The sequence below is a fragment of the Methylobacterium sp. BE186 genome (assembly GCF_031457035.1).
Classification (GTDB): domain Bacteria; phylum Pseudomonadota; class Alphaproteobacteria; order Rhizobiales; family Beijerinckiaceae; genus Methylobacterium; species Methylobacterium segetis.
The window spans coordinates 43,696-70,134 of record NZ_JAVDVV010000030.1; the positions used below are offsets into that span (position 1 = coordinate 43,696).

Annotated in this window: 4 protein-coding genes (1 of these 4 only partly in view); 1 reads left to right on the top strand and 3 read right to left on the bottom strand. The window is 70.9% G+C overall.

Annotation, left to right across the window (positions count from 1 at the left end; translation table 11 throughout):
* Both J2X36_RS22955 and J2X36_RS22960 read right to left on the bottom strand, forming a co-directional pair.
* Positions 1 to 22,680, bottom strand: the 5' portion of a protein-coding gene (locus tag J2X36_RS22955; protein WP_310354154.1) for an LEPR-XLL domain-containing protein. It extends 19,971 nt beyond the left edge of the window; only the first 22,680 of its 42,651 coding nucleotides appear in the window; the start codon lies at positions 22,678 to 22,680; the stop codon falls past the left edge of the window.
* 184 nt (positions 22,681 to 22,864) lie between these two features.
* Positions 22,865 to 23,662: a SapC family protein gene (locus J2X36_RS22960; protein ID WP_132256428.1), complete on the bottom strand. Its 798-nt coding sequence runs from the start codon at positions 23,660 to 23,662 to the stop codon at positions 22,865 to 22,867.
* A gap of 800 nt (positions 23,663 to 24,462) precedes the next feature.
* On the opposite strand from J2X36_RS22960, the gene J2X36_RS22965 reads away from it, so the two are divergent.
* Positions 24,463 to 25,473, top strand: coding sequence for a helix-turn-helix domain-containing protein (locus J2X36_RS22965; RefSeq protein WP_310354157.1), 1,011 nt, complete (start codon positions 24,463 to 24,465; stop codon positions 25,471 to 25,473).
* 25 nt (positions 25,474 to 25,498) lie between these two features.
* Here the strand turns inward: J2X36_RS22965 and J2X36_RS22970 are convergent, their stop codons facing one another.
* Positions 25,499 to 26,206: a zeta toxin family protein gene (locus J2X36_RS22970; RefSeq protein WP_310354159.1), complete on the bottom strand. Its 708-nt coding sequence runs from the start codon at positions 26,204 to 26,206 to the stop codon at positions 25,499 to 25,501.
* Positions 26,207 to 26,439 lie beyond the last annotated feature (233 nt).

Consider the following 26,439-nt stretch of genomic DNA (forward strand, 5'->3'; position numbering starts at 1 on the left):
GTTGCGGATGCCGCCCGCGATCAGGACCTTGCCGGCGCCCTGCGAGTCGATGTTGACGCTGCCGGCGCGGCTGCCCGTGAAGGAGATCCTGATGCCGTAATCGGCCTCCAGGCTGTGGGTCGCCTGGGTCTCGGTGTACTCCACCGTCTGGAGCTTCGTGTAGTAGGTCTTCTTTCCGTACCACGTGCTCGTGGTCCAGCTCGCGACCTCCTTCGGCGTCTCGGCGCTGCGCGTGTACTCGGGCGCGCCGAGGAACGCGTAGCCCGACTTGCTGGCGTCGATGTAGTAGTAGGCGGATTCCGGCTGCAGCGCCGCCTTCTCGACGATCTCCTTGTTGAAATCCTTCAGGGGGGGCGGATCCTTGGCGAAGGCGTCGATGCCGAGCCAGGACGAGGTGCCCCGGGTGAGCGAGTAGGTGTTCTTGTTGCCCTGGCCGATGGTGAAGGCGTAGCGGTAGCCCGATTTCGGATCGTATTGGGAGGTCGAGCTGCCCGCGTAGGTCTGCACCTCGCGGCCGGAGCTGGTGATGTCGGCGCTGTAGCGCGTCACCACGCCGGCGGCGTTCTGCTGGATCAGGGTCTGCCGGAAGGCGATGTCGTTGACGCCGCTGCCGGTCTTGTAGGCGAGATCCTCGATGTTGATCGTGCCGACGCCGCGCTTCGAGAGGTCGATCCGATTGAGCACGACGTCGTAGTTCAGGCGGTTCGTGACGTTGACGCTGGCGTAGCCGCCGAGCGCGCGCAACTCGCCCTTGCCCTGGCTCGTGTTGAGCATCACGCCGGTCAGGTTGATCTGGCCGCCGGTGGAGACGATCTCGTCGATCTCGATGCGGTTGGTCTGGCGATTGAAGCTCGCCGAGAAGCCGTTCTTGGTCAGGGTCGAGAGGTTCGCGGTCCGGCCGGGATCGCGCAGGATCTCCTGGATCTCGTTGTAGACCGCAGTGTCGATGTCGATCGTGTAGGTGTCGCGCCCGCTCTGCACGAGGCCGTTCACGTTGAGGTACTGCGCCTTGATCGTCACGGCGCCGCTGGCGACGATCGCCGAGCTGACATTGGCGAGCGCGTTCGCGATCTGGGTGTTGTCCTTGCCCGTGAGCGGGCCGGAGCCCGCGTCGAGCACGGCCTTGATCTGGCCGTAGGGGTCGCCGCCGACGCTGTAGGTGCGCAGGTCCTTGGTGGTGCCGATCGAGACGGCGCCGCCGACGTCGAAATCCGTCGCCTTCACGGTGGTGAGGGCGCTGGCGTTGAAGTCGCCGCTGCCCGTGGTCCTGACGTGCAGCACCGCGGTCGGCGCGTAGATGTCGCCGGTGATGTTGATCGAGGGCGCGGAATTGCCGTTGCGGGCGCCCGACGTGTTGATGAGGTAGATGTCGCTCTTCGTCGCGTCGGTGGCGATGCCGCCGGCCGTCAGCGTGCCGAAGGCGACGCTCCGATTGCCCGCGACCGTACGGGCGGCCGCCGCATCGGGGCTCGCCGCGTTCTCGGTGGCGACGGCCTGCAGGCGGATCTCGATCGTCCCGCCGGACGTCATCAGGTTGCCGTTGAGGAAGGTGCCGCCGTTCGATTCCGGCATGGTGATGCCGGTGATGTTCAGGCTCGCGACCGAGTTGTTGGTGATCTCGACCTTGGTGTCGGAGGCCGCGTCGAGGCTGCCCGAGCCGAGCAGGGCGTCCGCCCGAACGAAGATGCCGCCGGCGCCCGCGGTGAAGGGGCTCACCGTGATGGTCTGGACCTGCTTGTAGATCGGGATGACGAAGAGCTTGCCATCCTTGTCCTGGTTGACCTCGGCGAGCCCTTCCGCCTGCAGCTCCGCGACGATGCGGTTGACCTCGTTGCGGTAGTAGGTCTGGAGCGTGGCGTTGTCCTTGTAGGTCGCCAGACCCTTCGTCGCCTCGTTGAAGGCGGCGATCAGGCCCGACTGCGCGTATTCGAAGCCGAGGCTGACCACGATCGGCAGCTTGGGCAGCGTGCCCGAGCCCCTGCTGGCTCCATCCGCCAGCGACACCGAGAAGCTCTTGGTCGGGTCGGACGCGGCGATCGGCTGGCCGGCGGCGTTGTACTTCTGGCCGTTCAGGCTGACCGTCCCGGTGACGACGGTCGCGGCGCCCGCCCGCGAGAGGTCGTCGAAGACGATCGAGATGTTCCGGGTGATGCCGGTGACGACGGTGCCGTCGACGATCACGGTGCCGACCGAGCCGGTTTGCGAATCGCCGACCGGAGTCACGGCGGAGCCGCCGAGCAGGCTGTCGATGGCGCCGGCGACCGCGGTGGCCCAGGTCGTGCCCTTCATGCGGGCGACGGCGTTGGAGTTGCCCTGCCGGTTGGTGAACAGGTTCGCGTTGCCGGCCGTCGAGATCTTGGCGTCCGCGTAGATCGCGATCGTGTTCCGCTCGAGCACGCGGATGGTCGCGTCGAGCGAGGTGATCGGGATCGCGCTGCCGGCGAAGGTGTCCGTCGTGGCGGAGGTGTCGTAGCTGTCGTCGTAGGCCTTCTTGTTGGTGCCCGCGAAGATGTCCGCGTCGCCGTAGGCCGTGATCTGCGTGCGCGACCCGACCGTGACGCTGTTGTCCGGGCGCAGGTCGACCCGGGTCTCGCCGGAGGCGACGGTGGCCGCGCCGTAGGTCTCGGAATTCGAGACGGCGTAGGCGTTGCCGGTGCCGTTGGCGGCGAGCGTCAGCCCGCCGAGGGTGAAGAGCGTCGCGTCGGTGCCGATCGTGACCTGGGCCTTGAAGGTCGGCGCCAGGATGTTCGAATCCGAGCCCGCGCCCGAGATGGCGCCGCCGGTGGTCAGCGTGACCTTGTCGTAGGCGTCGATCGCGTTGTTGGCGGTGAGCCGGATGCCGCCCTGGCTGCCGGCGCGCGACACCGTCTCGAGGCTGGTCTTCTGGCCCGCATTGCTCGCCACGTTGACGGTCGAGGTCACGTTGACGGTCGTCGTGCTGAGTGCGGCCGCGCCGCTGGCGATGCCCCCCGTCGAGCCGACGATGTTGGCATCCGCGAGCTTCGGCTTCCTCACCGTGTTCATGGCGTTCGCCACGATGTCGCGCGCCAGGACGCGGGAGCCCGCGCCGAAGGTCGCCGTGGCGGCGTGGGTCACGTCGTTGCGCACCACCGCGCCGGCGCCGGCCAGCGCGCCGTAGCTGTCGGTGATGATCTGCGCGTTGATCGTCGCGGTGTGGTTGGCCGCGAGGTAGAACGTGCCGGCGCTGTCCGAGCGCGTGGTGAGGTCGACGTTGACGCCCGCATCGAGCGCCGCGTCGGTGGTGCCCCCCGTGCTCGTGGTGGCGAGCGCCGCCGTGCCCGAGACGAGGCCGCCGCTGCCGGAGACCGCCTTGGCGAAATTGTCGTCGGTGCCCGAGGCCGTCACCGTCATCGAGCCGGCGCTGATCGCATTCTGAGTCTTGATGCGCGCCGCCGTGGTGGTCGCCGATTGGGCGTTGGAGACCGTCGCGCCCGCGGCCACGAGGCCGGCGGTGGCACTGCTGGCGAGGGAGGTCTGCTTCGTCGTGCTCACCGCCGTGACCGCGACAGCGCCCGTGACGGCGATGATCGTGCCGACGTCGATCGTGCCCGTGACGGTGCTGGCGTTGGTGGCGTTCGTCACCGTCGAGTTGAGGCCGATCAGGCCGCCGACCGACCCGGACGCGTAGGAATTCGCCGAATCCTTTCCGGCCGTCTGCGACAGGCTGCCCTGCACGGTGAGGCTCGCCGCGGTGATCTGCGTCTGCTTCGTGTGCGCGTCGACCGTCGCGGCCACGGTGGTGAGGGCGGTCGAGGCGCCGACCGCCGCCGTGCCCGCGCTGATGCCCAGAGCCTTCGCCGAGATGCTCGGCAGCGCGTCGGCGAGCACGCGCACGTTCTGGCCCGTGACCGCGCCGCCCTCGATCTGGGCGGTGACGGTCGGGCGCGCCTCGACGTTCGCCACGGAGCCGCCCGCCGCCAGCGCGAGGATGCCGCCCGCCACGGTGATGCCGAGAACCTGCGAGTCGACATTGGTGGTGTCGGCGGCCCGGACGGTGACGTCGCCCGCCGCCGCGACCGTGCTGTTGGCGATGGTCGCGCTGGTGCTGCTCTGGACGGTGTCGCCGGTGCCGGCGCCGCCACCCGCGAAGCTGAAGCCGACGGGCGAGAAATTCGCCGCCATCGAGGCCGTGCGCGCCCGGCTCGTCAGGCTCGCGGCCTCGGTCGCCGTGACGCTGACCGCGCCGCGGGCGGTGAGCCCGTCATTGACGTTGCGGATCGAGGCCGAGACGCTGTTGGCGATCCGGTTGCTAGCCGCCGCGACCGCGACGGAGACCGAGGCGCCCCCGGCGATGCCGAACGAGGCGGCGATCGAGGCCGCACCGGTATCGACCGTGAGCTTCGAGGTGTCCCGCGCCGTCACGGTGACGTCGCCCGCCGAGATGCCGGCCCCGTCACCGTCGATCCCCGCGCTCACCTGCGCGGCGACGCGGTTCGTGGTGCCGGCTCCCGAGCCCGCGAGGCTGACGCCGATGGCGCCGCCGGAGACCGCCACCGAGCCCGCCTGGATCGAGGCGTCGATGGTCTGGCCGGAGGTCGCCTGAATGGCGAGGTTGCCGCCGGCCTTGATCGCCGTATTCGCCGAGAGGGCCTCGATGGCCAGCGCCGGCACCGTGGTGCTGCCGGAACTCACGCCGATCAGGTTGATCGCCACGCCGGTGCCGATGCTCGCCGCAACGGCGACGCCGCCGATGCTGGCGCCGGCCGCGATCGCGGCGACCTCGGAGGCGATGCGGCTGTTGTTGGCCGCGCTCACCGAGACGTCGGTCTTGGCGTCGAGGTTGGCGTTGCTGAGCTTCGCCCGGGTCGAGCCGCCGATCAGGTTCGTCGCGACGGCACCGCCGCCCGAGACCGCCACGCCGACGCCGCCCCCCGCGAGCGCGGCCGAGGCCGCAGCGACCTTGGCGTTGATGGTCGAGCCCTCGAAGCCGGCCGTCGCCGGATCGTCGGACGGCACCAGCGCCTCGACCGCGATTCCGCCCGTGCGGGTGGTGACGCTGGCCGAGTCGATCTGCGCCGTGAGCGCGCTGTTGATGATGTTGAGCGCCGTGGCGACGCCGATGGCGCCGCCTACACCGACCGCGCCGCCCGCGGCGGCGATGGCCGCCGTGCCGACGTCGACCGTGATCGCGGCCCGGTCCTGGGCCTTCACCGAGACGTCGCCCGCGGTCACGCGCGTCGTCGCGCCGTCGATCGAGGCCTTGGTCGCGATGCTGATGGCGTTGCCCGAGTAGCTGCCCGAGCCCGCAACGCCGACGCCGACCGTAGCGCCCGTGGCCACCGCCGCACCCGCCGCCACGAGGGCGTTGATCGTGCTGGCCGAAGTCGCCCCGACCGCGACCGTACCCTGCGCGTCGACCGTCGTGCCGGAGATCACCGCCTCGACGGCCGCGCTGCCGTTCGCGCGCAGCGCGGGCTGGGCGAGATTCTTGCCGTCCTGGCCCTTCGTCTGCCAGTCGCCGATGATGTTCTGGGCGCCCGCGAGGCCGATCGCCACGGGGACGCTGGCCACGCCCGCGCCGCCGCCGGCCACGGCGAGGGAGGCGATGTTCGCGTCGATCCTCTGCGTGCTCGAGGCGGTGACGCGCACGCCCGCGGCGCTGGTGACCCGGTTGTTCGGCCCCTGCCCGACCGCCTTCTCGATCGCCGCGCGGGTGCGGGTGGTGATGATGTTGAGGGCCGAGGCGCCGCCGCCGGAGATCTGCACGTTGGCGATGCCGGCGCCGCCGAGGCTCACCGTCGCCGCCGAGGCGACCGCCTTGATGAAGCCGCCGCTCGTCGCGCTGACCGAGACGTCGCCGCTCGTCGTCGTGACGCCCGAATCCGCGTTGCGGATCGTCGCCTCGACGGCGTTGCCGATCGTGTTGGTGGCGTTCGAGGCCGCGATGGTCACGCCGACCGCCGCGACGCCGGCGCCGCTGCCCGCGATGCCGGCGGCACCGACGGTGGCCGTGATCTCCGAATTGTCCTGCGCCGTGACCGAGACCGCGGTCGCGGTGATGCCCGCGGCGCCGTCCCCGTCGATGGTGGCCCGGGTCGCGACCGCGATGACGTTGGTGGCGCCGACGCCCGCGCCCGCCACGCTGACGGCGGCGGCTCCCGCCCCCTGCACCGAGGCCGAGACTGCGGCGACGTCCGCCTTGATGGTCTGCTTCGAGGTGGCGGTGACGGAGAGCGCGCCGTTCGCGTCGACGCTGGTGTTGTTGAGCGAGGCCTGGACCTCGTTGCCCGCGCCGATGACGTTCACGGCCACGCCGACGCCGACCGAGACGCCGACGCCCGCGGCCCCGCCGCCGCCCGCCGCGGCGGCCGCCGCGACGATGAGGGCCTGGATGTCCGAGGTGGCGGAGGCCGCGACGCTGGTGGCACCGTTGCGCACGGTGATCCTGCTGCCCGAGGCGGAGGCGTTGGTCTTCGTCGTGATGACGTTGGCGGCACCCGCGCCACCGCCGCTCACCGAGACGCCGGCCGCACCGCCGCCGCCGACCGAGAGGGCGGCCGCCGTCGAGACGGCCTTGATGCGGCCGTTGCTGGTGGCGCTCACGGAGAGGCCGCCGCTGCGGGTGGCGATCCCCGTATCCGCGTTGCGGATCGCGGCCTCGACCGTGCCCGCGATGGTGTTGAGAGCCAGCGCGAAGCCGACCGCGACCGAGACGCCCGCGGCCCCGCCGCCGGCCGCAGAGAGGGCGGCGGCGCCGGTCGCCGCCGTGATGGCGGAGGTGTCGCTCGCCGCGACGCTGACGCTGCCGGCCTGGATACCGCCGGTGCCGTCGCCGTCGATCGTGGCGCGCGTGACGACGCCGATCGCATTGGCCGTGACCGCGCCCGCCCCGCTGCCCGAGACGCCGGCCGCGCCGCCGCCCTGGATCGCGGCCGCGGCCGCCACGACGGTCGCCGAGATGGTCTGGTTGGAGGTCGCCTCGACGGCGAGCGCGCCCGTGATGTTGAGGGCCGCGTTCTTGATCGCGGCCTCGACCGCCATCGCGTCACCGGCGAGCGTGTCCTGGCGGTTCCCGTCCGTGCCGCTCGTGGTCCAGCGCCCGATCCGGTTTTCCGCGCTGCCGACGCCGAGGGCGACACCGACGCCCGCGGCCCCGCCGCCGCCGCCCGAGGCCGCCAGTGCCGAGACGATCGCCGTGATCGCCGAGGTGGCCGTCGCCGTCACCGTGAGCCCGGCCGCGCTCGTGATGCGGCTCGAATCGACCGTGGCGTTGACGGTGCCGCGGATGCTGTTCGAGGCGAAGGCGCCTCCGCCCGAGACGCCGACGCCCGCCGCCCCGCCGCCTGCGAGGCTGATCGCCGCCGCCGCCGCCGCCGCGTTGATCCGGCCCGCCCGCGAGGCGGTGACCGAGATGCCCGCCGCGTTTGTCTGGATGAGCGCCGCCGCCTTGGCGATGCTCGCCTCGACCGCGCCCGCGATGCTGTTGAGCGCGATGGTGAACCCGACCGCGACCGAGACGCCGGCCGTGCCCCCGCCGGAACCGGCGAGCGAGGCCGAGCCCGCGAAGGCGTCGATCGTCGAGGAATCCGCCGCATTGACCGTGATGCTGCCGGCCGTGATGCCCGTCCCGGCTCCGTCGATCGTGGCGCGGGTCGAGACCGCGATGGCGTTGGTCACCACGACGCCCGCCGCCGAGACGCCGACGCCGGCCGTGCCGCCGCCGCCGATCGAGGCCGCCGCCGCCGCGACCTGCGCGGCGATGGACTGGGTCGAGGTCGCCTCGACCTTGAGGGCGCCCGAGGTCGTGACGCCGCTGTTGCGCAGGCGCGCCTCGACGAGGGAGCCCTGGCCGTCCACCGCCGTGTCGACCCGGTCCCTGCCCGTTCCGGTCGAGGTCCAGCCGCCGATCTGGTTGGCGGCCGCCGAGGCGCCCAGCGCCACGCCCACGCCCGCCGTGCCGCCGAGCGCGGCCGCCGCGCTCGCCGCGAGCACGCGCGCCTCGATCTGCGAGGTGCCGGTCGCCGAGATGGTCACGCTGCCGCTCTGCGTGATCGGGCTCGCGTCGACGATCGCGCTCGTCACCGAGCGGATCGTGTTGAAGGCGAAGGCGCCGCCGCCGGCCACCGCGACGCCGGCCGTGCCGCCGCCACCGAGGCTCACCGCCGCGGCGGTCGTGTTCGCCCGGATGGTGGACGCATTTCGGGCGTTGACGAGCACCGCGCCGGCCGCGGAGACGCCGCCGCCGACGTTCTGCACGAAGGCCTGGGCGGCCGTGTTGATCGTGTTGAGCGCGAGCGCGAAGCCGATCGAGACGGAGACGCCTGCGGTGCCGCCGAGGGAGGCGGAGACCGCCGCGGTCAGCGCGTTCGCGACGATGCTCGACGTGTCCTGCGCCTGCACCGTGACGGCGCCGGCCGTGATCGCGTTGCTGGCGATGGCGCTCCCCGCCACGCCGTTGCCCTCGATGAAGGCGCGCGTCGACACGCCGATGGCGTTGATGACGGCGGTCGCGCCCGCGCTGACGCCGACCGCGTTCGAGCCGCCGCCGGCGAGGGCCGCCGCAAGCGCGGCGATGTCGGCCGTGATCGTGTTCTTCGAGGCCGCGTCGACGGTGAGAGCCCCCTTGGCGTCGACGGCGACGCGGGTGAGCGAGGCCTCTGTCACGGTGCCGCCGTTCGTGGCGAGCGCGTAGCTCGTCGAGCCGTCCGTGCCGGACGGAGTCCAGGTGCCGATGCGGTTCTCGGCGATCGCCGCGCCGACGCCCACGCCGACGCCGTTCGAGCCGCCGACGCCGGCCGCGAGTGCCGCGGCCAGGATCTTCGCCTCGATCGTCGCCGAGGCCTCGGCCTTGACCGAGACGTCGCCGGTGCCGGTCGTCTTCAGGACGCTCTCTGCCGCCTGGGCACGGGTGCTCGTCGTGATGACGTTGCGCGCGTAGGTGATCGCGGCACTGACCGCGACGCCGTTCGAGGCGCCCGCCCCGATGCTGATCGCCGCCGAGGCGGCGTTCGCCCTGATCGAGCCAGCCGACTTCGCGCTGACGAGGATGGCGCCGCTCGTCTGCAGCGTCCGGTCGATGTTGCGCACCACCGCGGAGACGTCGTTGGCGATGCTGTTGAGCGCGATGCTGCCGCCGACCGCCACCGAGACCGCGTTCGAGGAGGAGGCGGCGAGCGCGAGGCTCGCCGAGAGGGCGGTGGCCGAGATGGCGGAGGTGTCCTGCGCGGTCACCGTCGCACCCGTGGCCGAGAGCCCGGTCCCCGTACCGGTGCCGTCGCCGTCGACCAACGCCGCGGTGGCGAGGCCGATATTGTTCATGGCGACGGTGCCGCCGATGCTGACTGCGCCGGCATTCGAGCTGGAGACGGTGGCGCCGACCGCGATCGCCGCGATGTTGGCGGTGATCGTGTTCTGGCTCGCGGCCGTCACCGAGAGGGCGCCCGTCGCCGCGACGGGGGCGTTCGAGAGCGTGGCCGAAACGGTGGCGCGGGAGCCCATCGCGGGCGTCTCGCTGATCGTGTTGGTGGCGGCGTCGTACGCCGTCCAGCGGCCGATCTCATTGTAGGCGATGGCGATGCCGAGGGCGCCCGCACCCGCGGCCCCACCGCTGCTCGCGCCGACCGAGGCCGCCGCGGCGATGACGTCGGCCTTGATCGTGGCGAGGCTCGATGCCCCCACCGTCACAGCGCCGGCCGCGGAGATCGAGCCGCCCTGCACGGACGCCGTCGTGCTGCTGTTGATCGTGTTGACGGCGCCGACGCCGGCGCCGGAGACGCCGATGCCCTTGCCGCCGCTGCTGACACCCACCGCCACGCTCGCGGCCGCGGCCAGGGTCTCGATCCGGCCCTTGCGGTCGGCCGTGACGGTGACGCCGCCGCGGGTCGTCACCTGGGCGTTCTGCACCGAGGCGCTGACATTGCCGGAGACGCTGTTGAGCGCCACGCTCGCGGCGAGCGCGACCGTGATCGCCCCGCCCTGGCCGAGTCCGGCCGCGATCGACGCAGCGCCGACATTGGCCTTGATCCCGGACTCGTTGAGGGCGGCGACCGAGAGGCTGCCGGCGTCGATCACGCCCGCGTTGATCACCTCGGCCACCGTCGCGACGTCGATCACGTTGCGGGCGACCGAGCCGCCGAGGCTCACCGAGGTCGCGCTGCCGCTGCTGCTGCCCGACAGGCCGACCGAGACGGCGACCGTGGTCGCATCGACGGTCTCCCTGGACGTGGCGCTGACGCTCACCGCGCCCGCGGCACGCACCGGCGTGCCGGAGACGGTGGCGCGCACGGCGGCCGCGGAGCCGATCACGTTGTTCGAGACGGAGGCGCCGATGGCGACACCCGTCGCCTTGTCGCCGCTGGTGCCGGCGAGCGCGATCGAGGTCGCGCCGGTGAGCGCGGCGATCTCGGCGATGTCGCTCGCCGTCACGCCGAGGCTCCCCACCTTCGTGGCGTCGGTGGTGCCGTCGCCGACCTTCGAGCCGAGGATCTCGGCCACCGTCGAGCCGCCCACATTGTTGAGAGCGAGCGCACCGCCGCCCGCGACCGAGAGGCCCTGGCCCTGCGAGCTGACCTGCGCGGCGACCGAGGCCGCGAACGTCTGCGCGAAGATCTTGGCCTCGCGCGCCGCGGAGACCGAGACGGCGCCCGAGCCCGAGACGTTCGCGACCTGGGTGATCCGCGCGGTGACGTCGCTCTGGATCTCGTTGTTCGCGAGCGCGGCACCGATCGACACGGTCGGCTTCGAGCTCGAGTTGCTGGAATCGGCCGAGAGGTTGGCCGAGACCGCGAGCGCCACCGAGGTCGCCCGGATGATCGCCTTGTCCTTGGCCGAGACGGTGACGCCGCCTGCGCCCGAACTCACGGCGTCGTCGGTGCTGCCGGTGCCGTCGATGATCGCGGAGGTCGCCGTGACGATCTTGTTGCCGACGTAGAGGCCGCCCCCCGAGAGGGCGAGGTTCTGGTCGTTGCCGCCCCCGCTGCCGCCCCCCGTCGAGACGCCGACCGCGACGGCCGCCGCCGTGGTCTTCGCCGTGATGGATTCGGTGGATTCCGCCTCGGCTGCGACCTTGCGGCCGGCGTTGAGGCGCGACTTCGTCACACTCGCCCGCACGTCGAGGGAGCGGCCGGTGCCGTCCTTGAAGTTCGTGCCGGTCGGCAGGCCGCTGCCGTAGAAGCCGATCATGTTGAAGGCGAGGGTCACGCCGATCGCGATCGCCTGCGAGGCGCCCTTGCCGACGATGACCGCGGCCGCCGCGGCCGCCGTCTCGGCCCTGATGTCGGACTCGTTGCGCGCGGAGACGGAGATGCCGCCGCTGCCGCCCGTCCCGTCCTGGCTCGGAGCCAGGATGCCCGAGGCCGTGATCTTGCTGTCGGCGATGTGCGCGTCGACGCCGCCGAGGATCGTGTTGAAGCCGAGAGCGCCGCCGCCCGCGAAGCCGAGGTTCTTGCCATCGTCCGTGCTCAGCAGCACGGCAATGGCGGTCGCGGTCGCCTTGGCGTTGATGGTGGCGTTGCTCTTCGCCGCCACGCCCACGTTGCCGCCGGTGGTCGCCAGATCGCCGACCCGGTCGATGCCGGCGACGAGGGCTTCCTCGGCGATGGTGTTGCGAGCGATGCTGAGGGCGACCGCGATCGTCTTGCCGGATTCGGTGCCGGTGCTGCCCGACGTATTGCCGGTGGTCTGGCCGGACGTGTTGCCCGTGGTGGCGCCGCTCGCGGCATCGGTCTGCGACATGCGGTAGGCCACCGCGGTCACCGGAGCCGTGACGACGGCATCGATCCGCGACTCGCTCGTCGCGGAGACCGCGACGCCGCCGGCCGCCTTCAGGCTCGCCAGGTCCGCGATCGTGGCCGAAGTCGAGAGGCGGGCGAAGTTCAGCGCGACGACGGCGCCGACGCTCGTCACCTGCGCGCCGACCGTGGTGACCGCGTTCTCGATCTTGGCGTCGATCGTCACCTTCGAGAGCGCCGTGACCGTGACCGCGCCCGTGGCGTTGATCGGCTGGCCGGAGATCGAGGCCGCCGCCGCGAAGGTGTTGGACCCTTGGATCACGGTGCCGAGGTCGGTGCCGAGGATCGCGTCCGAGAGGTCGAACAGCACGTTCTGGCTCGACGTGCCGATCTTGTTGAAGGCCGCCGTGACTCCGACCGCGGTGCCGCTCGACTCCACCGTGCTGTCGACGGTGGCCTTGATGGTGCCGGTGTTCTTGGCCTCGACCGTGACGTTGCCGACGCTCTTGCCCGTGTCGGCGTCGCCGAGCTTCGAGCCGGTGATCGCCGCATTGCTCGATCCCGTCACGACATTCGCCGCGATGACGGCGCCGATCGCGACCGATTCCTTCGTGCCGGGCTTGGTGCCCGGCTTCAGCTTCGATTCGACCTTGCTCGTCACGCTCGTCGTGATCGCGCCGCTCTGCGCGGCCTTCACCGCGACGTCGCCGGCCTGGACCACCGCCGCGTTGACGAGGCTCGCTGCGGCGGTGCTGCGCACGTCGTTCGAGACGAGGATGCCGCTCGCCGCCACCGCGTAGGGCTTCGAGGCCGCAGTGCTACCGGCCGAGGTCGAGCCCTGCGTGGGGGCCGTCGACGAGCCGCCCGTGTCTTTGCTCTCGCCGAGGTTGAGGACACCCGGCGGAAGGAATTTCACAAACTCCTTGAGGTTGTTCTCGCGCCAGGAATTCGCCTCGCTAAAGGTCTCGGTCGCGAGGTTGATGCTCTTCGTCGCCCCGAAATAGACGTAGCGCTTCTCCTGGCCGTTCTCCTTGGCGAAGACGATGTCGCCGAACTTGATCGTCTTGGTGCCGGATTTGGTGGTGTAGGTGTAGTCGTCGAGGATCTTGTTGGCGAAGTCCTCGAGCACGCTCGGCTTCGTCAGGCTCGCGAGCGAGGACAGGCTGTTCTGCGAGTCGATCGTGCCGGCGCCGGTCGCCGAGATCGTGATCGCCCCGCCGGCATCGAGAGTCTTCGAGGTCGTGGAATTGTCGACGGTCGCGATCGCGCGGGCGTTGACCATGTTGCCGGTGAGCGCAAAGCCGACCGCGTAGGCGCTCGCATCCTTCAGCACCGCGTTCGAGGCACTGGCCTTGTTGTTGAGCTTGGCCTCGATCGTCGCGCTGGAGGTGGCCGCGACGGTGAGCGCGCCGCCCGCTCCGGTGACGATCCCCGTGCGCAGGATCCGCGCGGTGGCGCCCGAGGGCGTGGCGTCGTTGTCGAGGCCCTGCGCGATCAGCGGCTGGCCGGTGATGGTGTCGGCGGCGCGGAACACGACGTTCTGCTCCTTCCAGCCGATCGTGTTGAAGGCGAGGGTGATCGACACCGCGCCTTGGTCGCTCGACGTCGCGGTCTTGTTGGTGGCCTGGATCGTCGCCGTGTTGTCGGCCGTGACGGACAGGCCGCCCCCGCCCGTGACCGTGCTGTCGAGGATCGCGGCATCGGCCGCGCCCAGCACGCTGTTCGTCGCGATGACGCCGCCGATCGCGAGGCTCTTCGTCTGCGTCTTGGTGCCGATGGCGGGCGTTCCCGCGGCAGGGTCCGCCGCGGGCGTGGTTCCGGTGGTGGGAGCGGGCTGCCCGTTCGTCGGCTTGTAGGAACTCGCCGACTTCACCGTCGCCGCGCTGTCGGCGGTCGCGGTGATGGTCGCCGTCTCCTTCGCGGAGACCGTGATCGCGCCCTCGCCCGAGGTCGCGGTGGTGGACACGATCTGCGCGGTCGCGTCGCCGTGCACGCTGTTGAGCACGACGAGGCCGCCGATCGCGAGCGCGGAGGCGGATTGCGGCTGCACGGCGCCCGGATTGGCGGCGGAGGGGTCGCCGGTTGGCGCGTCCGTCGTGGTGGCGGGCGTCGCGGCGGCGGGTGCCGCGGGCGTGGCGGGCGTGCCGGTTCCGGTGGCGGTGCTCGTGGTGCCCGGCAGCTTCAGCCCGTCGGGGATGAAGTTCGAGTCGAGCGCACGCTTCCAGAGCAGCTTGTCGGTGAAATCGGTGGCGGCGAGATCGATCTTCACCGGCGTGCCGTCCGGATTCGTCGACGCGCCCATGTAGACGTAGATGTCGCCCGTCTTGTAGTCGCTCGCCTTGCTGGCGATCTTGACCCAATTCGCCTTGCCGGCGGTCTTCGCAGCGAGGTCGACGGTGCTCGGCTGCGTGTCGGTCAGGGTCGCGGCGGCGACGTACTTGTAGACCGCGCCGTCCGCCGTCTGGATCGTGTCACCGGTCTTGATCGTGACCGCCTCGGTGCTGACGATCTGGTAGATCGCCTTGGCGTAGCCGTCCGCAATCCGCACGCGCGTGCCGAAGGTGACGGTCTGGAGATTGGCGGTCTTCGGCGGCTGGCCGAGGGCGGTGAAATCGAGCGTGACGAAATCGGCGGTGCTGATGCCCAGCGGCTTCAGGAACGCGTCGAGCCCCTCCTTCAGCGCGACGATCTTCTCGCCGGCGGCCAGCGTCAGCTTCTCGATGCCGACGAGGCGGCCGATCGTGTCGCCGACTGTCTTCTGGGCCGCGTTGCTGCTCTTGCGGAGCGCCGCGTCGTCGAGATAGCCGCGGGCCGCAGCCTCGGCTGCGACCCGGTAGGCGGCGTCGCGCAGGGCATCGGTCTCCGGCTCCAGGATGTCGGTCTCGGGCACCTTCTTCAGGTCGTCGGCCGCCGCGAGCAGGCGGGCTCGCAGCGTCGTCGGGTCGTTGGCCGGGATCTTGGCGTTGCCGGAATCCGCCAGCGCCTCCATCGCGTCGGTGAGGGCCTTGTAGACCGCGCGGAGCTGGGTCGCCGCGTCGGACTTGGCCTTCAGCTCGGCTTGACCGCGCTCGAGCGCCGCCGTCGCCCGGTCCACCTGCGAGCGTGCGTCGATGACGAGTTGCTTCACCCGCTCGACCTGCGCGGCGATCTTGTCCTCCAGCGCCGTGACCTCGGCCGGCAGGAGATCCTTGCGGTTCTTGATCAGGTTCGACTGGAGCGTCGCCGACTGGGTCTCGTTTGGGTTCGTCGAGAAGTCGGAGGGCAGGTACTTGTTGAGCTTCGACTGGTTCGTGACCGCACCGCCGTCGGCCTTCACCACGGTCGAGCTCGTCACGATCTGCGCGTTCGAGGTGATGCCGGCAGCATCCTGCGCGGTCACCGAGAAGGCGCCGCCCGCCTCCACCGTCTTGCCCGTCGTGCCGGTGTTATCGATGCGCGCGAGGGCGCTGCCGCTCACCTTGTTCGAGGAGAGCACGACGCCGAAGCCCGTGCCGCCCGATCCCTTCATCGAATCGGTCGAGGAGAGCGCAGCGTTGCTGACCGTCGCGTTGATCTTGGCCGACGAGGTCGCCGCGACGGTCAGGTCGCCGCCCGCCTTGGCCGAGGATTGCACGATCGTCGCCTTGGCGCCGGAGCCGACCTCGCCGCCGAAGGCGTTCGAGAGGGTCGGCGAGCCGATCAGCGCGTCGATCGTGTTGAACAGGAGGTTCTGGGTCTCGTAGCCCACCGAGTTGAAGGCGAGCGTCACGGCGGCCGAGACGCCGCCCTCGGTTCCGCCGGAGGTGGTGGAGGCCGCGCGAAGGCGGGCGTCGACGCCCGCCTCGTTCTCCGCCTCGACGGAGAGATCGCCCGTGGTCGCCTCGACCGCAGAGCGCAGCACGCTCGCGACCGCGCCGCCGCGCACGACGTTCGTCGCCGCGATGCCGTTGGCCGCGATCAGCGTCCCACCGCCCGCGCCGCCGCTGGTGGTCCCCGCCGTGCCGGTCTTGGCCTGGAAGGAGGCGCCGCCCGAGGCGGTGACCGTGCTGACCACCGTCGCGGCGATGTTGGCCGCGTCCTTGGCGAGGACGGCGAGGTCGGCATGCGCCGTCACGCTGGCGTCCGTGATGCGGGCGCTGGCGCCCCCATTCACCTCGTTGAAGACGATCAGGCCGCCGAAGGCCTTCGAGGAGGAGGCCGGGGTCCGGGCGGTCGGGGCCGTGGTGCCCGAAGCGGGCGGCGTCGCGGGCGTCGCCGGGGGAGCGGGGTCTGCCACCTTGTCGAGCGCCGGCAGCACCGTCCGGGCCGGGGCCGGAATCCAGTTGTCGCTGAGGTAATCCTCGCCCTGGAGCGTGACCTTGGCGTTGTCCGGCCCGCGATAGATGTAGATCGTCCCCGCGACGCCCTTGGTGTTGGTGTCGTTCGGGGAGAACCGCACCGTCTGGCCGGTGCGCATGTACTGGAAGCCGTCGAGGGAGGAGTAGCGCGCCTTGAGGCGCGTCACCGACGTCGTCCCCTCCGGCGTCGTGACAGTGGTCGTCACGGCGGTGTCGGCCGCGTTCGTCGTGGTGGTGGTCGTGGTGCCCGTGGTGCCGGCGGGCGCCGGCTTCGTCACGACGCTGGCGCCCTCGGCGACGGCGAACCAAAGGGTCGTGTCGCCGTAATTGGCGGCGCCGAGATTCACGCTGCGCGGCGTGCCGATGAAGATGTAGACCCGCCCGGGGATCGCGGCGTTGGCGCCGGTCCCGACCGCGTAATCGGATGCCAGCCGCACCCGGTCGCCGGTCTTGAGGTCCTTGGTGCCCGACTTCGTCGTGTAGTCGTAGATCGTCAGCGCGGTCTCGGCGGCCTTCTTGGCGAGCGCCGCCACGGTGCCGGAGACGGACGAAGACCCGATCATCGCGCTGTCGGCCTCGATCGAGGCCAGGTTCGTCGCCGAGACGGTGACGCTGCCCCCCGTCGAGGTCACGCTCGCGGCGGGCTGGGCCGGGGCCTGCGTCGCCTCAGTGGGCGCGCCGATATAGGCTTCGGCCCGGCCGCTCACCTTGTTCGAGGCGAGCACGGCACCGGCCGAGATACCGCGGGCGCCGGTCTCCGCCGCGTGCTCGGTGTCCTCGGCGTCGGCCTGCGCAACCTCGTTCCCGACCTCGGCCGTGATCTTGGCCTCGCTCTCGGCCGTGACCGAGACGTCGCCCTCGGCGCGCACCGTGGTGCCGGTGATGAAGGCCTTCGCGCCGGCCGGCTGCTCGGACTTCGTGGCGGTGGCGATGAGCGGGTCGCCGACGATGGTGTCGACGGCCATGAAGAGCGGGTTGTCCTGCGCGAACCCGACCGTGTTGAAGGCGAGCGTGAAGCCGATCGCCGTGGTCTCGCCAGCGACCGCACCCTCGGCGGTCGCCTCGATCTCGGACGCGTTCACGGCGCTGACCGTGACGGCGCCGCCGGACGCGACGCGCGCGTTCGGGGCCGCGCCCGCACCGCCGTCGACCGTGCTGTCGGCGATGAAGGCCGTGGCGCCGTTGAGCACGCTGTTCGAGACGAGCACGCCGCCCCCTGCGGTGGCGCCCTCGATCTCGCTGGCATCGGTGGCCTTGATCGAGGCCGCGGAATCGGCCGAGACCGTGACGTCGCCGCTCGCCTCGACCGTCGTGTTGACGATCTTCGCCTCGGCTTGGCCCTGCACGGCGTTGCGCGCGAAGATGGCGCCGAAGCCCTTCGAGTCGATCTTGCCGACCTTCGGCTTCGAGCCCGTGGTGCCGCCGGGCACGACGTTGGCCGCGTCGAGCTTCTTCCAGAGGGAGAAGTCCGCGAAGTCGCGCGTGGTGTCGCCGAGGTTCAGCGGCGTCGCGCTGTCGGTCCCCATGTACTGGTAGACTGCCCCCTTCTCGCCCGCGCCTGTACCGGTCGGGGTCCAGGTGTCGCTGAGGCGGATCTTCTCGCCGAACTTGATCGCCCGCGAGCCCGAGGCGGTGGTGTAGGTGTATTCGCCCAGCAGCGATTCCGCGCTGCGCTCGACGCCGGTGACGGAGCCCGTCTTCACGGCCTTGGCGGAGGCGCCGACCGTGGTCTCGGCCTCGATCGAGACGGAATCCTTCGCGCTCACCGAGACGTCGGTCCCCGCGACGGTTTTGCCCTGCGCATCGATCGCGGCGCGGGCCGCACCGCTGACGCGGTTCATCGCGACGAGGCCGGAGACGGCGAGCGCGTCGGCGCTGGCGGCCTTGGCCGAGGCGCTGACCTCGTTGCCGAGTTCGGCCGCGATGGCACCGGAGGATTCGGCCGCCACGGTGACGGCGCCCGAGGCCGTGACCGTGCTGTTGGTGATCTCGGCGACGGCCTGGGCCGGCGACGCGTTGCCCAGGTTGGTGCCGACGATGGCGTTGATGGAATCGTAGGCGAGGTTGCTGCTCTCGTAGCCGATCGCGTTGAAGGCGAGCTGGATGCCCGCCGCCCGCGCCGTGGTGCTGGGCGGCGTGGCGAGGCCCGTGCCCCCGGTCGATCCCGTCCCACCCGTGGACCCGGTTCCGCCCGTAGAGCCGGTGCCGCCAGTGGTGCCGGTGCCGGTGCCGCCCGCATCGGCGACGCCGGTCGGATCGGACTCGCCGGCGGCGCCCTGCGAAGCCGCGGTGATCTGCGCCGCGACCGTCGCCTCGATCGAGCCCTCGGTCTTGGCGCTCACCGAAACGGACCCGTCGCCTCCCCTGGTCGTGATGGACGCGTCCGCGATGCGCGCCTCGGCGGTCGACAGGATCGTGTTGGTGGCGATCACGCCATTGATCGCGAGCGCGGTCGAGCGCGTATTCTGGGCGTTGGCGCCGGCAGGTTTGTCGAAGGCCGAGGTCTGGCCCGGCACGGAGCTGGCCGTGCCGGCGCCGGCGTCGCCGTTGGCGTCCGTGCCGGTCTGTTCCTTGAGCGTGGCGATGGCCTCGACGGTGGCGTCGGCCTTCGCGGTGATCGTCGCGGCGCGCTCGGCCGAGACGGCGACGCTGCCCGCGGTCACGGTCGAGCCGGCGATGCTCGCGCTCGCCCCGCCCCGGATCTCGTTGCGCACGACGATGCCGCCGGCCGCCGTCGCGCCGGAGCCGCCCGCCTTGGCGGCACCCTTGCCGCTGACGGCACCCTCGCCGTCGCCGACCCGACGCCAGAGATCGAGATCACTGTAGTTCGCGGTGCGCAGGTCGAGGTCGGCAGCGGCCTTGTCCGCCCCCGTCCAGGCGTAGACCGCGTCCTTCGGGCCGATCTTCTGCCAAGTGCCCGCGACGGTGAAATCGGTGGTCGCGAGGTTGAGGGCCGCCGAGGCGGTGGCGGGGACGTAGCGGTAATAGGACCCGACCTCGCCCTTGGCCACGGGATGGCCCTCGCTGACGAGCACCACGCTGCCGGGCTGGATGACCCGCGTCGCCGGGCTGGCGGCGGGCTTCTGGCCGGATTGCGCGGCATTGGTTGAGGTCGGCAACGCCCCCTTGACCTTGTCGAGGACGGGGATCGTCGGAATCGCGCTCGGGAAGCTCAGCGCGACGCGCTGGCCAAGCTTGATCGCCACCGGCGTCGCGCTACCCGCCTGGTAGTCGGACTGGATCTGAGCCTGCTTCTTGAGGCCGCCGTCGCTCGACGCCTGGCCGGAGGAGACGAGCTTGACGTTCGCGTTGATGGTCGATGTGTCGGCCGCTTGCGCACCGACCTCGCCGCCGGCGGTGATGGTGGAGGCGGAGACGATCTCGGCGGTCGCCGCGCGCGCCATCCGGTTCGTCGAGATCAGGCCGCCGAAGCTGCGCGAGCCCGCGCTCGTCGTGGTGCCGCTGCCGGCCACCGTCTTGAGGGGCGTCTTGCCGGCGAGTTGCCGCGCCTTGTCGATCGCGACGCCCTTGTCCCGGTTCTTGATCGCCGCGGCGGCATTCTGCTCCGGCGTGCGGACGGTCACAGTGTTGCTGACCGTGGCGTTGACCGTGCCCGCGCTCGCCGCGTTGACGCCGACCGCGCCCGTCGTTGCGGTGACGTTCGCGGCGCTGATCCGCGCCAGGATCGACTGCGTGGCGAGCACGGTGAAGAATCCCGTGCCGAGCACCGCGTCGAGGGCCGTGCCGACGATCTTGTCGGCGATGGCGCTCGTCGCGATGCCGGTCAGGCCGTAGCCGACGACGTTGAACGCCGCTGCGCCGCCGATCGCGGTGCCGCCGCCCTTCGAGCCGCCCTCGACGGTGGTTTCGACGCGCGAATCGATCTTCGAGACGTCGCCCGCGCTGACGGTGACGTCGCCGGTCACTGCCGTGACGCTGCCCCGGGTGACCGTGGCCGTGGTGCTGCCGAGCACGACGTTCACGGCGAGCGAGCCGGCGACGCCGAACTTGCTCGGCGCACTCGACGCCTGCGCCGTGGTGGTCAGGTCGAGGGCGTTCTCGGCCGTGAGCGTGACGCCGGTCTCGCCGGTCACGACGGAATCCGTGACGGTGGCCGTGACGTCGCGCTGCACCGTGTTGATGGCCGAGCCGCGGCCGATCGCGACCGCGCCCTGGCTTACGACGGCCGAATCGACCTGCTCGTCGAGTGTCGTGATGTCGGTCGGGACGGCGATGGCGCGGGCCACCGTGGCGTCCATGGCGGTGATGGTGATGCTGCCGGTGCCCGCCGTGAGGCGGGCCTTCTCGGCCGTCGCGCTGGTCGCGCCGGTGAGCAGGTTGCGCGCCTGGATCGCGCGGGCCTCGATCTCGGTGCTGTTGGTGGCGACAGCCAGCAGCGAGGCGCCCGTGACGGCGACGCCGCGCACGGCGACGCGCACGGTGTCGTTGGCGGTGATCAGGGCTGCGCCGGCCTTGACGGGCGCGGCCAGGGAGCCGTCCTCCTCGCCGTCACCGGCGAGCGCCTTCGTCGGGTTGACGGGATCGTCGGGCGCCTCGGTGGCCGCTCCGATCTTCACGAGCAGCTTGCCGCTGTTCGCCGCTTGAAGCGCGACGCCGCCCGCCGCCGTGATCACGGCCGGATCGGTCTCGAGGGGCGCGGCCGCCGGCAGGGTGCCGTTCGCCGCAACCCCGACATCGACGCTCGTCGTGCGGGTGACGGTCTGGTTCCCGGTCAGAGCGAACAGGTTGAGGATGTCGCTGAGGATCGGAATGCTGGCGTTGTCGGCCGCAACGAGCTTCGTCGTGACGTTCGTGGTGTCGGTCGCCGCGAGCTGGACCGCGACGGCCGGGTCGGTGCCCGGCAGCGTCGCCGTGCCCGTCTGCGTCAGGCGCGCGTCCTTGTCGACGGTGACCTGCGTGGTGTTGGTGACGGTGGTCTCGGCCTTCTTGATCACGCCCTCGACGGCGAGTTCGGCCGGCGTGAACACGTCCGACAGGCTGCTCTCGCCGGTGACGATTCCCTTGAGGGTATCGCCGGTGCGCTTGGCCGTGTCGGTGAAGGTCCCGGCGCCCGGCAGGACGAGGCCGACCGCCTTCACGTCGACCGTGGCGCGCGTCGTCGCCGCAAGCTTGATCGTGCCGCCGTTGACCGCGCCGTTCGCGCCGACCGCGATGGTCGAGATGTTGGTCTGCGTGGGCGTGATGCGCTTGAGCTGCGAGGAGAGCGCCGAGCGGAGCGTGACGCCGTTCTCGACGTCCGTGGTCAGGTCGGCGGCGCTCGTCGTTGCCGTGACCGTGCCGTCGAGGGTGATCCGGGCGCCGCCCGTCGTCGAGACGGAGAGCGTCTGCGTGTTGATCGGCGCGGTGTCGGAGACCGTGATGCTGCTGCGCACCGAGATCGCGACCGAGGCCCCCCGGATGATGGCGTCCTGGTTGATCGTCACGCCCATCCGCGCGTCGGCCGTCACCCCGCGGTTGTCGCCGCTGGTGACGAGCGCGGGGGTCACCGTCGCGTCGGTCGTGAAGGTGACCGCACCGCTCGCCGTGATCGTCTTGCCCTGGGCGACGACGAGGGAATTGTCACCCGCGCCCCCGTGGAAGGTGAATCCGATATCGCCGGCCTGAGCCGTGAGGTTCGTCGAGAGGTCGATCCGGTCGTCGCCCGCCCCTCCGTCGAAGGAAACGGTGAGGCCACCCGAAGCGGCCGGGAGGTTCGCGTCGAACACGAGCGCGTCGTTGCCGGCCCCGCCGGTGACGCCGAAGCTCGTGCCCGGCGGCAGCGTCGCGAGGTGAAGCGTGTCGTTACCGCTGCCGAGGATCACGCCGAAATTCGTGGTCGGCGCCGTGAAGGCGAGGCTCGCGAAGGTCGCGGCCGAGGAGCCGATGGCATAGCCGCCTGTACGATCCGAGAGCGTCGCGTCGAGGTCGCCCGAGACGGTGTTCGAGAGATCGAGCTGCAAGGAACCCTTGCCGCCCGAGAAGATGCCGCTGAGCTGCCCGTTTGCGCCGATCACCAGCGTGTCGGATGCACCGGACGCGCCGGAGAGGTTGGCGACCCCCGAGAAGCTGCCCGTGAATTTGCCGGAGGAGATTGTTCCCGCGTCGGTGCCCGTGAGCGCGAAGAGCGCGCTCGCAACGTTACGCAGGACGACGCCGTCATTGTCGCTGGCGCTGGTGTCGCTGACGGCGAGCATCGGCCGGCGGCTGTCGGGCAGAATGTTGAAGGAATCGACATCGACAGTGATGACGTCCTTCTTTCCGGCTAGTCCGACGATCGTGAAAGTGCCGGAAGTCGCGACGTCGCCGAAGGAGTGAAGGACCGCGCCCTCCTGGCCGTTCGTGAAGTCGAGAATCTGGATGCGCTGGATCGGGGTGGCAGACTGGTTCGCCCCTTGGGTTTCCTGCACGAGCTTGACGAGGAGCTGGTGCTCCTGCGTCGGCGGATCGGACGGGACGGTGTAGGTGATGTCCGAATTGAGAAGGACGCGCGGCTCCAGCGGATCGAAGATCAGCCGGTCGCGGTAGAGCATTCGGTCGGTCTTCGCCTTGAGGCGCATGACGAGCTGACGCTTCGTCGGCCGCTTGGCGCGCGACGCGTCGTCGGCCGCCTTCGGCCGGTTGCGACGGCGAAACAGAGGACCCCAGAAGCCTTCCGACTTGAACGGAAAAGCCATCCCACTCTCTCCAGCCGCAGGCGCGCGTCACCGCGCGCGGAGGACACGTCACCCGGCCCGCCGGAAGGCGGCCGGGATCGTCGGTACCGATGTCGGGGTCTTGAACCCGGCGCTCCGCGAACCTCGGAGCGCCGTCACTGGTGGGAGAGGTGAGGCCCGAGCCTCAGGGCTCGGGCGCTCCGAATCAGGCGTTGCCCGACGTCTCGAAGTCGGCCGGGGCGGCGGGCGCCGTGTCCGGCTCGGGGGCGCTCGCCGGAGCACCGATGCGATCGGCGATCGGGGTCAGGTTCCGCAGCGAGCCGAGGTGCTGGTAGATCAGCTCCAGTTCGTCGGCCTGCATCAGCTCGGCCAGCGCATCCGCCGAGAGCGCCTTCAGGCGCTCGCGGTTCACCACGCTGAAGCCCGACAGGGTCGAGCGTTGGCCCGTCCGCAGAGTGAACTGCGCCTGCATCGGCTCCAGGAGGTCGAGGTCCTGCAGCCGCTTCACGAAGACCTTCGTGCGCTGGAACTGGACCTGGTAGGCCTGGAGGAAGCCCAGAACGTTCTGCAGGTACTGGGTGCGCTCGCCATCGGCGTCGAACAGGCGCTCACCGCGCCCCTCGTCGTTGCAGCCGGCGAATTCCTCGTCGACGCACAGCGTGAACGTAGCGTCGGGATCGTTCGCGTTGTCGCTCGAGAACACGAACGGGTACCGACGCAGGAAGGCCGGGACATAATTGCCCGCCCAGGCGCCCGAATCGTTGACGTACAAATTCTCGTTGTCGCGAATGCCGAGAAGCGCGACGGGGATCACCTCGTCGGCCGCACCGCCGAAGACGATCGTGTATTCGGCCGAGGCGTTGCCGAACTCGGCGACCATCAGCGGCACGGAGTTCACGGCGCGCGCGAAATCGAAGCTCGAACCGGCCTTGACGGACCACGACCCGTGGCGCTGCCGGGTCACCGGAACGGCCCGCTCGTAGATCAGAAGCTGCTTGCTCATAATTCCCCCAGGGGATGGATGTGCGATTTCCGCATCGTTCCGCACCGTGCATAACAGTGCGGCTGCACCTTGCGGAGGCAGTCGGTGCGTTTTGCGTTGATCCTGCGTCTCACGCCCACGGACGCAATCTGAAAAACACAGTTGAGGTCAATTGAAGGCGGCCCGAAGCGTGGCCGCAACACGGAATTGATCCGTTTTGTCCAATCAACATTTGCTGGTATTTTTTCCTCGCGAACCGTATTCGAGGGCCTCGCTCGGTCCGGCCTCAAGATGAGGCGGCAGGCCGCCAGCGCGTTCGCGCCCTCACCCTCCGGGGAAGCTCCAGGTGTCGCATTCCGCGAGACCTGTGGGAAAGATCATTTTCATCATTGAGAGCCGATGAGATGGCCGCTTCCACGGCCAAATTCGGACCGTCACCACTTGAAATGGCCGCGCAAAAATCCTGCGCGCGTCGGCAGCCAGCAACGCGATCGGACGCTTTCAGCCGCCAAATAGTTCGCTTCTTGCACACGCGCTGCACATCTGACTCCGAACTGTGCAATTCTCGACAGAGATAGGTTGGCGGGCTTTCGAGGCTGTGTTGACGTCGGCAGGGCCTCTGCTGCAATGAGCCCTCGCGCAGCGGGAACTTTCCAGCCTGCCGTGCGTCCGGAAAATCGCCGGCGCGCAGCGCGACGTGCGGCACCCGTGGAGGCAGGGATGAAAGCTGCTGGCAATCCAGTCCTGCGCGACGGGTTGTCGGCGGCCAATCCCGGCTGACACCGCTCGAAACCTCCCCAGCTCCTCGAAGGCGACGACGCGTGTCCACCCTGCCGCGGCTCGACTATCTGACCACCGGCCTCCCCAATGCCGAGGCCTACGAGGTCTGGAAGGGCGTGGTCGGCGCTCTGTTCGAGCCGCACCCCTTCCATCCGACCCAGCGGCTGCCGACCGGCTCGGCGAGCGGGGTCGTCGTCGGGGACATGATCGTGGCACGGGTGGTCTTCACGGCTCAGTGCTTCCGCCGGGACCGGGCCCTGATCGAGCGCACCCCCGACCATTTCCTCTTCCATCTCTACAATGTCGGCGGCTTCAACGGCCGGATCAGCGGCCATGAAACCACGATCTGGTCGGCGCAGGTCGCCCTGATCGACCTGCGGCTCGAGGTGAACACCCACGCCGCCTCGTCCGACACGATCTCGCTGATCGTGCCGCGCAGCCTGCTCCCCGGCATCGGTGAGGCCGGATTGCCGCCGCGCCTGGAGCCGGCCCGCAACCGCCTGCTCGCCGCCCACTTGGCCGCGCTCCGCGAGCGCAGCGCGCATCTCGAGGAGGCGGACGTTCCGGAGGTGGTGGCCCGGACGCAGGAGGTGCTGACCACCCTCCTCGATCCCTCGCGTCCCATCGACCGGCTGGAGACGCCGGCTCTCGACAGGAGCCTCCTCGCGCTCGCCGAGCAGGCGATCCGCGCCAACCTCGCCTCCCCGGATCTCTCGCCCGAGTGGCTGGCCACAGAGCTCGGCATCTCGCGCGCGAGCCTCTACCGGCTGTTCGCGCCCTATGGCGGGATCATGCGCTCCGTCCAGGAGCGGCGTCTCCTCGCCGTGCGCGCTGCCCTGAGCGATCCCCTCGAGACGCGCCTACTCTCGCGGCTCGCGGCGGATTTCGGGTTTCAGAGCGAGGCCCATTTCAGCCGCAGCTTTCGCGCCCAGTTCGGCTCGACGGCGAGCGAGTTCAGGGCCGGGCAGGTGAAGTCGGCACGCGAATCCGAGCCGACGAGCCTCGACGTGCTGAACTGGTGGTGGGAGCGCCTCGGCTCGCGCAGCGCGTGAATCGGGCCTCCGGCACGGGCCGCCCTCAATCCGGCCCCGTCGCGGCGCGCCCGAGCACGCGGGCGGCAGCCTCCCGCACGAGATCGGCGACCGGACGCATCCCGTCGAGCACGTGGTCGGCGCCAGCGGCGATCCGGCCCTGCTGAACCAGGTAGGGCGGGCGGATCTGGGTCGGGTAATCGCGCAGATAGCGGCCGAGATGGTCAGCCAGGGCCAGGGCATCCGTGGACGCCGCCTCCGCCCGGAATGCTGCAAGCTGTGCGCCGAGCTTGCGGGCGAGGGCGACGTCGAGGGGCAGCTCGATCCAGAACAGCAGATCGATGAACCGCCCGGTCTTCGGGTGCGCCCGCCCGAGCAAGGTCTCGAAGACGAGGTAGGGCGCCCTGGCCGGCACGGGCCCGACGCGCAGCGGCCGGCCCGGGGAGCCGGTCGCCGCCTCACCGCGCACCAATGCACCGAGATCCTCGGCGAGACCCGGCACTTCGATATCGTCGACCGGAGCGCCGCGGGCGATCCAGGCTTCCATCGACTCGCCGGGATCGGGCGGGACCTCCTCGTAATCGTCGTAGTAGAGGATGGGCGCGCCCCCGAGCGCGGCGGCGAGGGCGGCCGCCAGGGTGGATTTGCCGGCACCCGGCAGACCGGCGACGGCCACGACGCGGGGCCGCCTCCGCTCCGACGGAACTTGGCTCACGGCGCCGGGATCACCGATCCGATCCCGCCAGCCAGTCACGGGCGCGTGCCCGGGGCTCGGGCGGCGATGTGGTGTTTGAGGAAGGTGTCGATGCGGGGGAAGGCGGGGCTCGGGCCCGGCGCGGGCCGGCTCAGCGCGAGCATCGGCCGGGATCTCGGCTGCGGTCCCGGCCCGGCGCCGGGCGAGAGCCGGGGCCGGCAGGGGCGGGCGTGAGACGCTTGATCAACACCAAATCCCCCCGCCGCCCGACCGCGCCACATTCCAATCCTGAT

Excerpts from the sequence above, each read along its gene's own strand:
- J2X36_RS22960 (WP_132256428.1), bottom strand. The coding sequence starts at position 23,662 with ATGAGCAAGCAGCTTCTGATCTACGAGCGGGCCGTTCCGGTGACCCGG.